11 protein-coding genes are annotated in these 13,480 nt (G+C 71.0%); 2 read left to right on the forward strand and 9 right to left on the reverse strand.

Annotated features, from left to right (window positions below; genetic code table 11):
• The 8 genes from J7E91_RS25510 to J7E91_RS25545 all read right to left on the reverse strand — a co-directional run bounded on the left by J7E91_RS25510 (nucleotide 1) and on the right by J7E91_RS25545 (nucleotide 8,903).
• A complete protein-coding gene (locus tag J7E91_RS25510; protein WP_214908632.1) occupies nucleotides 1–1,560 on the reverse strand; it encodes an NCS1 family nucleobase:cation symporter-1 in 1,560 nt (519 codons plus the stop codon).
• A gap of 35 nt (nucleotides 1,561–1,595) precedes the next feature.
• Nucleotides 1,596–2,597, reverse strand: coding sequence for a TIGR03842 family LLM class F420-dependent oxidoreductase (locus J7E91_RS25515; RefSeq protein ID WP_214908633.1), 1,002 nt, complete (start codon nucleotides 2,595–2,597; stop codon nucleotides 1,596–1,598).
• Between the two features lie 27 nt (nucleotides 2,598–2,624).
• Complete coding sequence (hydA, locus tag J7E91_RS25520) at nucleotides 2,625–4,028, reverse strand: dihydropyrimidinase (protein WP_214908763.1); 1,404 nt, start codon at nucleotides 4,026–4,028, stop codon at nucleotides 2,625–2,627.
• Nucleotides 4,029–4,122: 94 nt separating this feature from the next.
• Nucleotides 4,123–5,376: an aspartate aminotransferase family protein gene (locus tag J7E91_RS25525; RefSeq protein ID WP_251016243.1), complete on the reverse strand. Its 1,254-nt coding sequence runs from the start codon at nucleotides 5,374–5,376 to the stop codon at nucleotides 4,123–4,125.
• A 41-nt stretch (nucleotides 5,377–5,417) separates the two neighbouring features.
• Nucleotides 5,418–6,260: a nitrilase-related carbon-nitrogen hydrolase gene (locus J7E91_RS25530; RefSeq protein ID WP_214908634.1), complete on the reverse strand. Its 843-nt coding sequence runs from the start codon at nucleotides 6,258–6,260 to the stop codon at nucleotides 5,418–5,420.
• A 184-nt stretch (nucleotides 6,261–6,444) separates the two neighbouring features.
• Complete coding sequence (locus tag J7E91_RS25535) at nucleotides 6,445–8,037, reverse strand: hypothetical protein (RefSeq protein WP_214908635.1); 1,593 nt, start codon at nucleotides 8,035–8,037, stop codon at nucleotides 6,445–6,447.
• A 151-nt stretch (nucleotides 8,038–8,188) separates the two neighbouring features.
• The gene (locus tag J7E91_RS25540; RefSeq protein ID WP_214908636.1) at nucleotides 8,189–8,596 is read right to left on the reverse strand and encodes a PPOX class F420-dependent oxidoreductase; all 408 of its coding nucleotides are present in this window, start codon (nucleotides 8,594–8,596) and stop codon (nucleotides 8,189–8,191) included.
• Between the two features lie 55 nt (nucleotides 8,597–8,651).
• Nucleotides 8,652–8,903 carry a helix-turn-helix domain-containing protein gene (locus J7E91_RS25545; RefSeq protein ID WP_028812941.1) on the reverse strand — a complete coding sequence of 84 codons (252 nt, stop codon included), beginning with the start codon at nucleotides 8,901–8,903 and terminating at the stop codon, nucleotides 8,652–8,654.
• Nucleotides 8,904–8,944: 41 nt separating this feature from the next.
• Between J7E91_RS25545 and map the strand changes: the two genes are divergently transcribed.
• Entirely contained in the window at nucleotides 8,945–9,712 is a 768-nt protein-coding gene (map, locus tag J7E91_RS25550; protein WP_214908637.1) for a type I methionyl aminopeptidase, read from the forward strand.
• Between the two features lie 409 nt (nucleotides 9,713–10,121).
• Here the strand turns inward: map and ggt are convergent, their stop codons facing one another.
• Nucleotides 10,122–11,990, reverse strand: coding sequence for a gamma-glutamyltransferase (ggt, locus tag J7E91_RS25555; protein WP_214908639.1), 1,869 nt, complete (start codon nucleotides 11,988–11,990; stop codon nucleotides 10,122–10,124).
• A 305-nt stretch (nucleotides 11,991–12,295) separates the two neighbouring features.
• Between ggt and J7E91_RS25560 the strand changes: the two genes are divergently transcribed.
• On the forward strand, nucleotides 12,296–13,477 hold the full coding sequence (locus tag J7E91_RS25560; RefSeq protein WP_214908641.1) for an Ig-like domain-containing protein: 1,182 nt from the start codon (nucleotides 12,296–12,298) through the stop codon (nucleotides 13,475–13,477).
• Nucleotides 13,478–13,480: the final 3 nt, after the last annotated feature.

A 13,480-nucleotide genomic window follows, 5' to 3' on the forward strand; every position in this document is an offset into this window, starting at 1 on the left:
CTACTGGCCGGCCGCGCGGGCCCTTGGTCCTGTCGGCTTGAGGGGCCGCGCGGACCACATCAGCCCCACGTAAAGCACCGACGCACACCCCAGTCCGACCGCCCACCCGTAATCCGCGAGCGGCCTCAGCAGCGGGATCAGTCCGTCCTCGGGGAACGGCCCCTTTCCCGGCGCCGAGTGCGAGCCGCCGACCGCCAGTACACCGCCCACGACGAACGCCGCCACCGCCCGCCGGTTCCAGCCCGCCGTGTACCAGTACCGGCCCTGCGGCCGGTACAGGTCGGGCAGCTCCAGCACCGTCCGCCGGATGATCCAGTAGTCGGCGATCAGGATCCCCGCGACCGTACCGAGGAGACCGCCCACCACGCCCAGCCAGGTGAAGATGTACAGCTCCGGCGTGGCGGTCAGCTTCCACGGCATGATGAGGACACCCACCACACCCGTGATGAGCGCACCCGTGCGGAAGTTGATGACCTTCGGGGCCAGGTTCGCCAGGTCGTACGCGGGGGACACGACGTTCGCCGCCAGGTTCACCGACACCGTCGCGATCAGCACCGTCACCAGCGCGAACAGCAGCCCGAAGACGTTGTCGGTCTTGGCGGCCAGCGCGACCGGGTCCCAGAGCGGCACGCCGTACACCGCCTGCGAGCCCGACGTCACGAAGACCGACAGCAGCGCGAACAGCGTCATCGTCGTCGGCAGGCCGAGCGACTGCCCCCAGATCTGGGCGCGTTGACCGGAGGCGAACCGCGTGAAGTCGGGAATGTTCAGGCTCAGCGTCGACCAGAAGGCGATCATGCCCATCAACGACGGGAAGAAGACGGGCCAGAAGCCGCTCCCCCATCCCAGCTTCGAGGGCTGGTCGAGCAGCGGACCGACGCCGCCCGCCTTCCAGGTCATCCACCCGAGCAGGACGAGCGCGCCGACGATGACGAAGGGGGCGGCCCAGTTCTCGAAGCGCCGCAATGCCTCCATTCCCCGGTAGATGATGGTGAGTTCGAGGACCCAGAAGAGCACGAAACAGACCCACAGCGTCCAGGGCTGCCCGCCGATCCTCGACGCCTCCGCCCACCCGCCGAAGATCTTCCCGAGGAGTACGAAGATCCCCTGGCCGCCGATCCAGGTCTGGATGCCGAACCACGCGCAGGCGACCCCCGCCCGGATCAGCGCGGGGAGATTGGCTCCGCGCAGCCCGAAGGACGCCCGCGCGAGTACCGGGAAGGGGATGCCGTACTTGGGTCCGGCATGCCCGGTGAGCAGCATCGGCAGCAGCACGATCACATTGGCCAGGGCGATCGTGAAGACGGCCTGCTTCCAGTCCATGCCGAGGGCGACGAGCCCCGAAGCGAGCATCCAGGAGGGGATGTTGTGCGCCATCCCGACCCACAGGGCCGCGAAGTTGTACGTCGTCCACCGGCGCCGTTCCACGGGCACGGGCAGCAGGTCGTCGTTGACGAAGCGGCTGTCGGAGCCGGCCGCGCCGGGCGCGAGCTCGACGCGGCCCTCCGGGTCGGATATGGGAGGCGGGGGCGGGGAATCGCTGGGGACGGTCGCGGTCATGGCGGCGGAACCCTTCGTCCGGTGCGTCCGGTGACTCAGGAAGTGAGCGCGGGGATGACCTCGGCGCCGTACGCGTCGATCGTCTCCTCACGCGCGTCGTGCATGTCGTAGAGGGCGAACTGGTCGACGCCGAGTCCGCGCAGCGCCCTGAGCTTCTCGATGTGCGCCTCGGCCGGTCCCAGGAGACAGAAGCGGTCGACGATCTCGTCGGGCACGAAGGCGGTGTCCGGGTTCCCGGCCCGCCCGTGGTGGCTGTAGTCGTAGCCCTGGCGCTGTTTGATGTACGCCGTCAGGGCCTCCGGCACCAGGCCGGAGTGGTCCCCGTACCGGGCGACCAGGTCGGCGACGTGGTTGCCGACCATGCCGCCGAACCACCGGCACTGGTCCCGCGCGTGGATGAGGTCGTCGCTGACGTACGCCGGGGCCGCGACGCAGATCGTCACGGACGCCGGGTCCCGTCCGGCGTCCGACGCGGCGGTACGTACCGCCTTGATCATCCACTCCGTCAGGAACGGGTCCGCGAGCTGGAGGATGAACCCGTCGGCCTTCTGCCCGGCCAGTTCCAGCGCCTTGGGCCCGTACGCCGCCATCCACACCGGCAGCCGGCCGTCGCGCACCCACGGCAGCCGCAGCCGCAGCCCACCGACCTCCGCCTCCCGGCCCTCGGCCAGGTCACGGATGACGTCGATCGCCTCGCCGAGCCGGGCCAGGGTGTTGGGTTTGCGGCCCGCGACGCGCATCGCGGAGTCGCCGCGCCCGATGCCGCACACCGTTCTGTTGCCGTACATCTCGTTGAGGGTGGCGAAGGTCGACGCGGTGACCTCCCAGGTCCGGGTGCCGGGGTTGGTCACCATCGGTCCGACGATCAGGCGATCGGTGTGTTCGAGAATGCGGCTGTAGATGACGAAGGGTTCCTGCCACAGCACGGCGGAGTCGAAGGTCCAGCCGTAGCGGAAGCCGTTGCGCTCCGCGCGCCGCATCAGGCCGACGACCGCCGAGGCGGGCGGGTCGGTCTGCAGGACGAGTCCGAAGTCCATGACGTGGACCTCCCGGTAGCTTCAGGGTCAGTTCAGGGCCTGACACGTGGATCGGGGCGTGTAGATGCCGTGACCTGCCCGGCCGGTGAACTTCCGCTGGTCGATGACGAGTTCGCCGCGCGAGAGCACCGTCTCCACCTGACCGGTGATCCGCTTTCCTTCGTAGGCCGAGTAGTCGACGTTCATGTGGTGGGTGTCCGCCGAGATGGTCTGCTCGGCGTGCGGGTCGTAGATGACGAGGTCGGCGTCGGCGCCCGGCGCGATCGTCCCCTTCTTCGGGTAGAGGCCGAACATGCGGGCCGGGGACGCGCAGGCGATCTCGATCCAGCGGCGGCGCGAGATGTGCCCGTCGACGACGGCCTGGTGGAGGAGGTCCATGCGGTTCTCGACGCCCGGCAGGCCGTTGGGGATCTTCGAGAAGTCCCCCCGTCCCAGCTCCTTCTGACCCGAGAAGCAGAAGGGGCAGTGGTCCGTCGAGACGACCTGGAGATCGTCGGTCCGCAGACCCCGCCAGAGCGCGGCCTGGTGCTCACGCGGCCGCAGCGGCGTACTGCACACGTACTTGGCGCCCTCGAAGTCCGGCTCCGCGAGGTTGTCGGTGGACAGGAAGAGGTACTGGGGGCAGGTCTCACCGAAGACGTTCAGCCCCTTGTCGCGGGCCGCGGCGATCTCGGCGACGGCCTCTTCCGCCGATACGTGAACGACGTACAGCGGGGCGTCCGCGACCCGCGCGAGCTGGATCGCGCGGTGCGTCGCCTCGGCTTCGAGGAGGACCTTGCGGACCTCTCCGTGGTAGCGGGGATCGGTGCGGCCCTCGGCCAGCGCCTGCTCGACGAGGACGTCGATGGCGATGCCGTTCTCGGCGTGCATCATGATCAGCCCGCCGTTCCGGGCGGACCGTTGCATGGCGCGAAGGATCTTGCCGTCGTCGCTGTAGAAGACACCGGGGTACGCCATGAACAGCTTGAAGGAGGTGATCCCCTCCCCCACCAGCAGGTCCATCTCCTTGAGCGAGTGCTCGTTGACGTCGGAGAGGATCATGTGGAAGGCGTAGTCGATCGCGCACTTGCCGTCGGCCTTCGCATACCAGGCGTCGAGACCTTCGCGCACCGCGTGCCCGACGCTCTGCACCGCGAAGTCGATGATGGTGGTCGTACCTCCCCAGGCGGCCGCCCGCGTCCCGGTCTCGAAGGTGTCGGAGGCGAAGGTGCCGCCGAAGGGCAGTTCCATGTGGGTGTGCGCGTCGACGCCGCCCGGGATGACGTACTTCCCGGTGGCGTCGATCGTACGGCCGGCGGTCCAGGCACCGGCCGCGCTGCTGCCGTGCGTGGCGAGGGCGGCGATGCGCCCGTCCTCGATCAGGACGTCGGCATGGATCTCGTCGGAGGCCGTGATGACGAGTCCGCCGCGGACGACGGTACGGTTCACGATTCCTGCTCCTTCCCGGGAAGAGTGGGCCCAGCAGTGCGTGCTGCTCCGTGGGAACGTGCCGGCGGAGCCGCCCTCGGCGGGGCGGCTCCGTGGCTCACCCGGCGTTTCTCAGCGCCTTTTCGAGGATGCGCGCGCCCTCCTCCGCCTCCGTGACGTTCAGCGTCAGTGGCGGGGCGATGCGCAGCACGGCGGTGTTGTGGCCGCCGCCCTTGCCGATCAGCAGGCCGCCCTCGCGGGCGGCTTCCAGTACGGCCGCCGCCGTCTCGGGCGCCGCCTCGTCGGTACCGGGCTTGACCAGTTCGATGGCCGCCATCAGGCCGCGGCCGCGTACTTCGCGTACGCACGGCACGCCGGCGGTGACGGCGCGCAGCCGTTCCAGGAGCAGGCCGCCGACCCGGCGGGCGTTGCCCTGAAGGTCGTGTTCCAGGAGGTAGTTGAGGTTGGCGAGGCCTGCCGCCATCGTGATGGGGCTGCCGCCGAAGGTGGAGATGGAGTTGGCGTCGAGGCAGTTCATGACCTCGGCGCGGGCGACGACACCGCCGATGGACATGCCGTTGCCGATGCCCTTGGCGAAGGTGAGGATGTCCGGCGGCCCGTTCTGGGCGTGGGCCTGCCACCCCCAGAAGTGCTCGCCCGTACGCCCCCATCCGGTCTGCACCTCGTCGGTGATCCACAGGATGCCGTGCCGGTCGAGGACTTCGCGGAACGCGGCGTACAGGCCGTCGGGCGGGGAGGTGAACCCGCCGACGCCCTGCACGGGTTCGGCGATGAGCGCGGCGACACGGCCGCCCGTCTGCCCGAGGAGGTCTTCGAGGTCGGCGACGCACGCCTCGATGAACTGGGCGTCGGAGAGTTGCGCGTACGGTCCGCGACTGCGGACGCCCCCGTGCACGTACAGCGTCTGGAGCGGGGACAGGCTGGTCGGGGACCAGGAGCGGTTGCCGGTGATGGACACGGCGGAGAAGGAGCGGCCGTGGTAGCTGTTGCGCATCGCCAGGATCTGGTTCGAGCGGCGGTACGTCGTGGCGAGGAGCAGGGCGGTGTCGTTGGCCTCGGTGCCCGAGGTGGTGAAGAAGACCCTCGCCTCCGGGATGCCGGAGAGGGTGGCGACGCGCTCGGCCAGCTCGACCATGGGGCGGTTGAGGTAGAGCGTCGAGGAGTGGATGATCCGGCCGGCCTGCTCGCTGATGGCCTTGGTGACCTCGGGGAGCGCGTGGGCGGTCATGGTGGTGAGGATGCCGCCGAAGAAGTCGAGGTACCGCTTGCCGTCGGCGTCGTATACGTACCGGCCCTCGCCGTGGGTGATCTCGATCGGCTGCCGGTAGTAGAGGGAGAGCCAGTCGGGCATGACGGACTGGTGGCGGCCGAGCAGGTTGTTCACGTGGTGGGTCACGGGTTCACCAGTCCTTCGTACGCGTCGGGGCGGCGGTCCCGGTAGAACGCCCACTGCTGACGTACTTCCTCGATGAGGTCGAAGTCCAGGTCCCGGACGACGAGTTCCTCTTCCTTGTCGCTGGCCGGCTCGCCGACGAACTTGCCGCGCGGGTCGACGAAGTAGCTGGTGCCGTAGAAGTCGTTGTCGCCGTACTCCTCCTGGCCGACCCGGTTGATGGCGGCGACGTAGTACTCGTTGGCGACGGCGGCGGCGGGCTGCTCCAGCTGCCAGAGGTGGGCGGAGAGGCCGCGGTGGGTGGCGGAGGGGTTGTAAACGATCTGGGCGCCGTTGAGGCCGAGTTGACGCCAGCCCTCGGGGAAATGACGGTCGTAACAGATGTAGACACCGACCTTGCCCACCGCCGTGTCGAAGACGGGCCAGCCCAGGTTCCCCGGCTTGAAGTAGAACTTCTCCCAGAAGCCCTTGACCTGGGGGATGTGGTGCTTGCGGTACTTGCCGAGGTAGCTGCCGTCGGCATCGATCACGGCGGCGGTGTTGAAGTAGAAGCCGGACTGCTCGCGCTCGAAGACGGGGACGACGATCACCATGCCGGTCTCACGGGCGAGGTCCTGCATACGGCGGACGGTCGGCCCGTCCGGGACGGCCTCCGCCCACCGGTAGTGCTCGGCGTCCTGCACCTGGCAGAAGTACGGAGCGTTGAAGACCTCCTGGAACCCTATGATCTTCGCGCCCTGCCGGGCCGCCTCGCGGGCGTGCTCCTCATGCTTGGCGATCATGGATTCGGTGTCGCCCGTCCAGGTCGCCTGGACGAGTGCGGCGCGTACGACGTTGGCCATGACTTGTCTCCTTCAACGGGACGTCAGAGACCTTCTACGCCCGTAGATTCGGGACGTAGAGGGATGAACGTAAGCCCCGGCGGGGAGTGGGGCAAGACCATCGTCGTCAACCCGCAGAGTCGATCACGTTTCGCACCCGAGGGGGTGACACCGGAGCGTCACGGTGTTCACGCGCGCGACACCTTCACGGCGCGGCGCCCGCCACGCGCAGGGCATGGACGACGTCCCGGTACCGGCTCTGCGACACCTCCCGCGCGGCGTCGAGCAGAAGCGGGGAAAGGCGGCGGGGGTCGGTCCGAGCGACCTGGGCGACGTCCTCGGGCGTACGGACGCGCACCAACGCGTCGACCAGCGCCCGTACTTCGCTCTCGTGTCCGCCCGCGTCGTCCAGGGCGAGCAGCGCGGCGGCCAATTCCGGAGCGGGGCGTACGACGCCCTGCCGCAGGAGCTGCCCGCCGTCCTCGCCGAGCCCTGCGGCGGCGAGCGTCGCGGCGACGCCGGCGACGCGGCCGGGCGGCAGCGACGCCACCTCCCACAGCAGGGTGGACCAGTCGGCGCCGAGCCCTGCCCGGTGCAGGGCTTCGGCGAGCACGGGCAGCCGACGCGCGTCGGGCCACCCGGCGGCCTCGCAGAGCAGCACGTGGGCCTCGCCGGTACGCCCCTGGGCGCGCAGCTGGAGGAGTACTGCGACGGTGTCGGCGACGGCGCGGCGGTCCTCGGCGAGGTTCGCGGCGTCCTCGGCGCGGGGCGGCGGGGCCGGCTCCTCCGCTGCCACGCCTGCGTACCGGGCGCCCCGGGGGGCGGCCGCCCGTACGGGAGGCTCCGGCATGGCAGGCCCGGCGAACGCGTCGCTGCCGTCGTCGTCGTCGAGCCCGGCGTAACGGGCTCCGCGGGGCCGCCGCTTGGGCGCGGGAGCGCGGCTGGGAGGTGTCCGGGGGATCTCTCCCCCACCCCATCCCTCCTCCCCACCGGGGCTCTGCCCCGGACCCCGGCCCTCAAGCGTCGCCGGACGGGCTGAACTCTGCCGCACCGGAATGGCCGGCCAGGCCGCATCAGGCCCGTCCGGCGCTTGAGGACCCGCCGCCCGAAGGGCGTCCGGGGGGCTGGGGGCTTGCCACTGGTTCCGGGAAGGGGCGGGGTGCGGAGGAGAAGGCTTCGCCGTGTGGCCGTTCCGCGACTGGCCGGGCCAGGGCCCGGCGGGGTCGGCGGCCTCGGGCGCCCCCGCGCGGAACCACGAGTCCGGGGCCGGTGGGCGCCCCTGAGCCGGTGGCGGCGCGTCCAGGGCGGCAAGCCGCGTGCTCAGCTCCGCGCAGCGGGCGGTGGCGCGTTCGTGGTCGTCGCGCGCCCAGGCCAGTTCGGCGTCGAGCCCCTGCCCCTCGGAACCGCCCGCCGACGTCCGCAGGCGCCGCATCAGGTCCCGCTCGCGTTCGGCGGCGTACTCCTGCTCGCGCCGCATCGCCCCGAGCCGCTCGGCCAGCGTCTCGCGCCCGCCCGGACGGCGGTCGTGCGCGGCGGCCGCCGCCCCGTGCAGGGCCCGCGCACGTACGGTCTCACGCTCGGCGACAGCCGTTCCGTGCCTGGCGGCCACGTCCTGGAGCAGGGCCTCCAGTACGTCCCAGGGCGGGAGTTCGGCGCCGTCGAGACAGGCCCGCATGCCGTCGGGGTCACGCTGCCAGAAGACGCCGCACCAGCCGGCGCCCGTGTCGACGAGCGCCGTCAGCTCGCGCAGGTAGCGCGCGAAAGCCTCGGCCTCCGCCGGGAGTTGACTCACCGTCATAGCCGTCCCGCCCCTGCCGCGCCGTCACCAACTGGAACCATCCGGTCCGCAGGCATTCGACCGCAGTCGTGTTACGGCGCGGCTACGGGCGGTTTTCGTCCAAGGCGCAGACTTCTCCTGCGGAGCGCGACCGCAGTCAGAGACTGATGCCTCAGAGACTGATGGCGATACCGACGTGCGGGCGCTTGCCCAGCCGGACGATCGCGGCGGGCACGTCGGTGAACCAGAACTGCCACGTGTACTTGCGGGCGAGCAGCTTGCGCGCCTTGCGCAGGCCGTCCGCGTCCAGCAGCCGCGCGGTGCCCTCGGCCGTCGGCGCGCCGTCCTTGACCCGTCCGCGGACGTCGCACGCCGTCACGACGACCCGCTTGTCGTTGCGGATGCGCTTGACCTTCCAGGAGTCGGCCTTGGTCCAGACGAAGAGTTCGGCACCGTCGGAGGCGGCCCACACCGGTGTGGCGACCCCCGTGCCGTTCCTGCGGAAAGTGGTCAGGCTTACGTAGGGGCTGCGGCCGAGCACGGCGAGCGGGTCCTGGTCCTGGTCCTGGTCGGAAGTCATGCCAAGAGGCTACGTCGTACGCCTGCGCGCCGGGGCGTGCGCCGGTGCGTGCTGCTCAGGCGGGTACCAGGGCGCAACGGGCCGCGACCTCGTCCATGGACAGTCCGAGTACGCCCGCCAGCGCCGCCACCGTGAAGAAGGCGGGGGTCGGGGCGCGACCCGTCTCGATCTTGCGGAGAGTTTCGGCGGAGAGGCCGGCCTGCGCCGCGACGTCCACCATGGTGCGGTCGCCGCGCGCCTGGCGGAGCAACTGGCCGAGGCGCTCGCCGCGTTCGCGCTCTTCGGGGGTGAGAGGGGTACGTACCATGCCGTCATTCTAATACCGCACCGACCGGTATAATAATTGGCATGGTTGAGATCAAGACGGATGTGTCGGTGGACGCGATGCGGGAAGCGGGCCGGGTGGTCGCCCAGGCCCTGGCCGCCGTCCAGGAGGCGGCGGGCATCGGCGTCAGTCTGCGCGAGCTGGACGAGGCGGCGCGGGCCGTGCTGCGGGAGGCGGGGGCGACGTCGCCCTTCCTGAACTACCACCCGGCCTGGGCTCCCGTGCCCTTCCCCGCGGTCATCTGCGCGTCCGTCAACGACGCGATCGTGCACGGCATTCCGACCGGCTACCGCCTGCGCGACGGCGATCTCGTCAGCATCGACTGCGGCGCGACGCTGGACGGCTGGGTCGGCGACTCGGCCGTCACCTTCAGCGTCGGCGCGGCCCGCCCCGACGACGTACGCCTGGCCGACACCGCCCGCGAGGCGCTGGACGCGGGCATCGCGGCGGCGGTGCCCGGCAACCGGATCGGCGACATCGCCCACGCGATCGGCCGCGTCTGCCGGTCCGCGGGCTACGGCATCCCGCAGGGCTTCGGCGGCCACGGCGTGGGGCGCACGATGCACGAGGGGCCGGAGGTGCCGAACGAGGGGCGGGCGGGGCGCGGCCTCGTGCTGCGGCACGGCATGGTGCTGGCCATCGAACCGATGTTGCTCGGGGGCGGCCGGGACGCGTTCTACGCGGACGCGGACGGCTGGACACTGCGCACGTCAGACGGCAGCCGGGCCGCGCACGCGGAGCACACGGTGGCGATCACGGATGCGGGGCCGCGCGTGCTGACGGTGGGGTGAGGGTGCGGTGGGGTGCGGCGCGGCGCGGGTTGCCTGCGGCGCTGTCCCCCACCCGCCCCTTCCCGAAACCGGGGGCAAGCCCCCAGCCCCCCGGACGCCCTACGGGCGTGTCGTCAAACGCCGGACGGGCTGGATGTTGCCGGGTCGGGGGGTGGAGTGCGCCCGCCCTGGCCGCAACGGCCAGGGGGACACACCCCGCCCCGCCAGGCAAACCCCGCTCCCCCGGCCCGCACCCCTCGCCCCACGCCAGGCAACTCCAGCCCCTCCGGCGCTTGAGGAGCGGGGTCCGGGGCGGAGCCCCGGCAGCACCCCCGCACCATCAGCCCGTCCGGCGTTTGAGGACCGGGGTCTGGGGCGGAGCCCCAGTGTGGGACGGGGCGGGGCGGGGTGGGGAAAGGCCCCGGCGGGGTTAGCCCGCAGCGCCGGTCGGTGTTACCACCATCGCCGAGCCGCCGCCCCGCCGCTGGCGCTCCGCCGCCGCGAGCCACCGCCCGTCCGGCAGCCGCTGCACGCCCGTCGCCGCGCCGATCTCCGGGTTCAGCTTGAAGACGTGCCCGATCGCTTCGAGCTCGTCCCGCAACGGGCGGTTGTTCCACAGCCCCGGTTCGAGCTCCGTCGTCGCCGCGTTCCGCTGACTCGCGCGCGGCGCGGCGATCGCGTCGACCAGCGGAAGCCCACGATCCAGGTGACCCGTCAGGGTCTGGAGAACGGTCGTGATGATGGTCGCGCCGCCCGGCGAACCGAGCGCGAGCAGCGGCCGCCCGTCCTCCAGCACGATCGTCGGGGACATCGACGACCGCGGGCGCTTGCCGGGCCCCGGCAGATTCGGGTCGTGGACCGCCGGGTTGGCGGGGGCGAAGGAGAAGTCCGTCAGCTCGTTGTTGAGGAGGAAGCCCCGCCCGGGAACGGTGATGCCGCTGCCGCCCGTCGACTCGATGGTCAGCGTGTACGCGACGACGTTGCCCCACTTGTCGGCGGCCGTCAGGTGCGTCGTGTTCTCGCCCTCGTACGTCGTCGGGGCCGCCTTCCCGCCGGCCCCGCACCCGCCACCGGGCTTTCGCGGGTCGCCCGGTGCGAGCGGACTCTTCAGCACCGCGTCGTCCCGGATGAGGCACTCCCGCGAGTCCGCGAACCGCTGCGACAGCAGGCCCTTCACCGGTACGTCCTCGAAGGCCGGGTCGCCGACCCACCGCCCCCGGTCCGCGAACGCGATCCGGCTCGCCTCGATGAACCGGTGCAGGTACTGCGCCTGGCTGGTCGCATCGGGCGACAGGTCGGTGCGCTCAAGGATGTTGAGCGCCTCCCCCACAGTCGTACCGCCCGAGGAGGACGGCGCCATGCCGTACACGTCGAGCCCCTGGTACGAGATCTTCGTCGGCGCCTGGCTCAGCGTGCCGTACTTCCGCAGGTCCTTCGCCGTCAGGTCACCGGCCCGCACCTTCCTCGTGGCGTCGGGGTCGACCGGAGGCTTGCGGACCGTACGGACGATGTCGCGGGCGATGTCACCCCGGTACATGTCGCCGACACCGCCGCGGCCCAGCTTCTCGTACGTACGGGCCAGATCGGGGTTCTTCATCCGGGAACCCACCACCGGCAGCTTCCCACCCGGCAGGAACAGCTCCGCCGTGTCCGGGAAGTCCCTGAACCTCGCCTCGTTCGCCGCGGTCTGCGAGCGGAACGTCGAGTCGACGGTGAAACCGTCGCGCGCGAGTTTCTCCGCCGGCCCGAGCAGCGTACGCAGTGGCTTGGTGCCCCACGCGCCGAGCACCGTGTCCCAGGTGGCCGGAGTGCCGGGCGTGCCGACGCCCAGCCCGCTCGTCATCGCCTCGTCGAACGCGATGGGCTTGCCGTTCTCCAGGAAGAGGGACTTGTCGGCGCTCAGCGGCGCGGTCTCGCGCCCGTCGACCGTGCGTACGGTGCGGGACTTGGCGTCGTAATAGACGAAGTAACCGCCACCGCCGATGCCCGCCGAGTAGGGCTCGGTGACCCCGAGCGCCGCGGCCGTCGCGACGGCCGCGTCCACCGCGTTGCCGCCCCGCCTCAGGACCTCGATGCCGGCGGCCGAGGCGTCGGCGTCGACGCTGGCGATCGCTCCCCCGTACCCGGTGGCGACCGGTGTCTTGACCGGTGGCGGCGGCGATGACGTCGCGGGGGCGGGTGCGGGAGGAGCGGGGGCGGGAGCGGAAACAGGGGCGGCGGACGAGGCAGTGGCGCCCACTGACCCCACCACCGCCGCAACGGCCCAGAACGACAGCATTCGTACCGTGGAGCGGCGCATGCGTACCTCCAGTCAACACGTGTCCGCGCAGCGTAACTTCAGCACGCCACGTGCGTCAGGACCCCCTCGAACACCGGTGCGCCGCGCCGATCACGGAACGGAGACGGCCGTGACGGTCGTCACACAACCCGGGCGACGGGGCCCGGCGCGGCTGTACGCCCGGCCTTCAGGGCCATTGGCCCCTTCCTTCATCCATCTGCGGCATTTGTCACAGCGGATTTGGGAGAATTTCCTGTCATTCGCGCAACCACTCCCTGTTCAATCGGCTCTTCGGGTCGACAGCTATCGCACCGGAGGTTTTCCAGTTGAGCCGCTCGAGCCGCACACGCAGTCACACCCGCACCCTGCTGGCCGGCACCGCGACGCTCGCCGTCGCGCTCACCGCCTGCTCCGCCGGCGGGGCCGAGGAGGCAGGGGCGGCCGGCCGGCCCGGGGCGGCCCCGCAGATCTCGGTGAACCTCCACGGGAAGCACGCCAAGGCCGGCGAGACGGTGCGGGTGAAGATCGCCGACGGCAGGCTGGACGACGTCACGGTGAGTGACTCCAAGGGCGGAAGACTCGACGGGAAGGTGTCCGGGGACGGAAAGTCCTGGACCTCGAGCCGCAAGGCCGCGCCTGGCACCAGCTACTCCGTCCGGGCCGAGGACGACCACGGCGGCAGCGCGAAGGCCGCCTTCACCACCGGGGCCCCGGACAAGGTCAACAAGCTCAATCTGGTCCCCGGCAACAAGACCACCGTCGGCGTCGCCCAGCCCCTGTCGGTCGTCTTCGACCACCCGGTCAAGAACAAGGCCGCCGTCGAGAAGCGCCTCAAGGTGACCACCTCGAACGCCACCGAGGGCTCCTGGGGCTGGATGCAGGACTATTCCGGCAAGGACCGCGTCGACTGGCGCCCCAAGGAGTACTGGAAGCCGGGCACGAAGGTCTCCCTCAAGGCGGATCTCGACGGCGTCGACTCGGGCACCGGCGGCGGCTGGTTCGTACGCGATTACGCCACGCACTTCACCATCGGCGAGCAGCAGATCGTCAAGGTCGACCTCGACAACCACCGCCTCAAGCTGATGCGCGACGGGCAGCCGGTGAAGGACGTTCCGATGTCGGCGGGCACGCCCGGCGGTGACAAGGCCTCGTGGCGCGGTACGGCCGTCCTGATGTCCAAGGAGGGCACGATCAACATGCGCTCCGAGACCGTGGGCCTCGGTGACGCGTACGACAAGATGGTCGACTCCTCGATGCGGCTGACCTGGTCCGGGATGTACGCGCACGCCGCGCCCTGGAACAAGGCCTGGTTCGGCAAGGCCAACAAGAGCTCGGGCTGTGTCGGCATGAGCGACAAGGACGCCGCGTGGATCTACCGCCACGTCCAGGTCGGTGACCCGTTCGAGATGACCGGCGACGACGCCAAGGGCACGGTCGCGGCCAACAACGGCTTCGGCGAGTGGAACCTCTCCTGGGCGGACTGGCAGACGAAGAGCGCGCTGGGCTGACAG

Origin of the sequence: Streptomyces sp. ISL-99 (assembly GCF_018614005.1) — a bacterium.
GTDB classification, from domain to species: Bacteria; Actinomycetota; Actinomycetes; order Streptomycetales; family Streptomycetaceae; genus Streptomyces; species Streptomyces flavidovirens.

Excerpts from the sequence above, each read along its gene's own strand:
- ggt (WP_214908639.1), bottom strand. The coding sequence starts at position 11,990 with ATGCGCCGCTCCACGGTACGAATGCTGTCGTTCTGGGCCGTTGCGGCG.
- J7E91_RS25525 (WP_251016243.1), bottom strand. The coding sequence starts at position 5,376 with ATGCCCGACTGGCTCTCCCTCTACTACCGGCAGCCGATCGAGATCACC.
- J7E91_RS25515 (WP_214908633.1), bottom strand. The coding sequence starts at position 2,597 with ATGGACTTCGGACTCGTCCTGCAGACCGACCCGCCCGCCTCGGCGGTC.
- J7E91_RS25510 (WP_214908632.1), bottom strand. The coding sequence starts at position 1,560 with ATGACCGCGACCGTCCCCAGCGATTCCCCGCCCCCGCCTCCCATATCC.
- J7E91_RS25530 (WP_214908634.1), bottom strand. The coding sequence starts at position 6,260 with ATGGCCAACGTCGTACGCGCCGCACTCGTCCAGGCGACCTGGACGGGC.
- map (WP_214908637.1), top strand. The coding sequence starts at position 8,945 with ATGGTTGAGATCAAGACGGATGTGTCGGTGGACGCGATGCGGGAAGCG.
- J7E91_RS25545 (WP_028812941.1), bottom strand. The coding sequence starts at position 8,903 with ATGGTACGTACCCCTCTCACCCCCGAAGAGCGCGAACGCGGCGAGCGC.
- J7E91_RS25535 (WP_214908635.1), bottom strand. The coding sequence starts at position 8,037 with ATGACGGTGAGTCAACTCCCGGCGGAGGCCGAGGCTTTCGCGCGCTAC.
- J7E91_RS25540 (WP_214908636.1), bottom strand. The coding sequence starts at position 8,596 with ATGACTTCCGACCAGGACCAGGACCAGGACCCGCTCGCCGTGCTCGGC.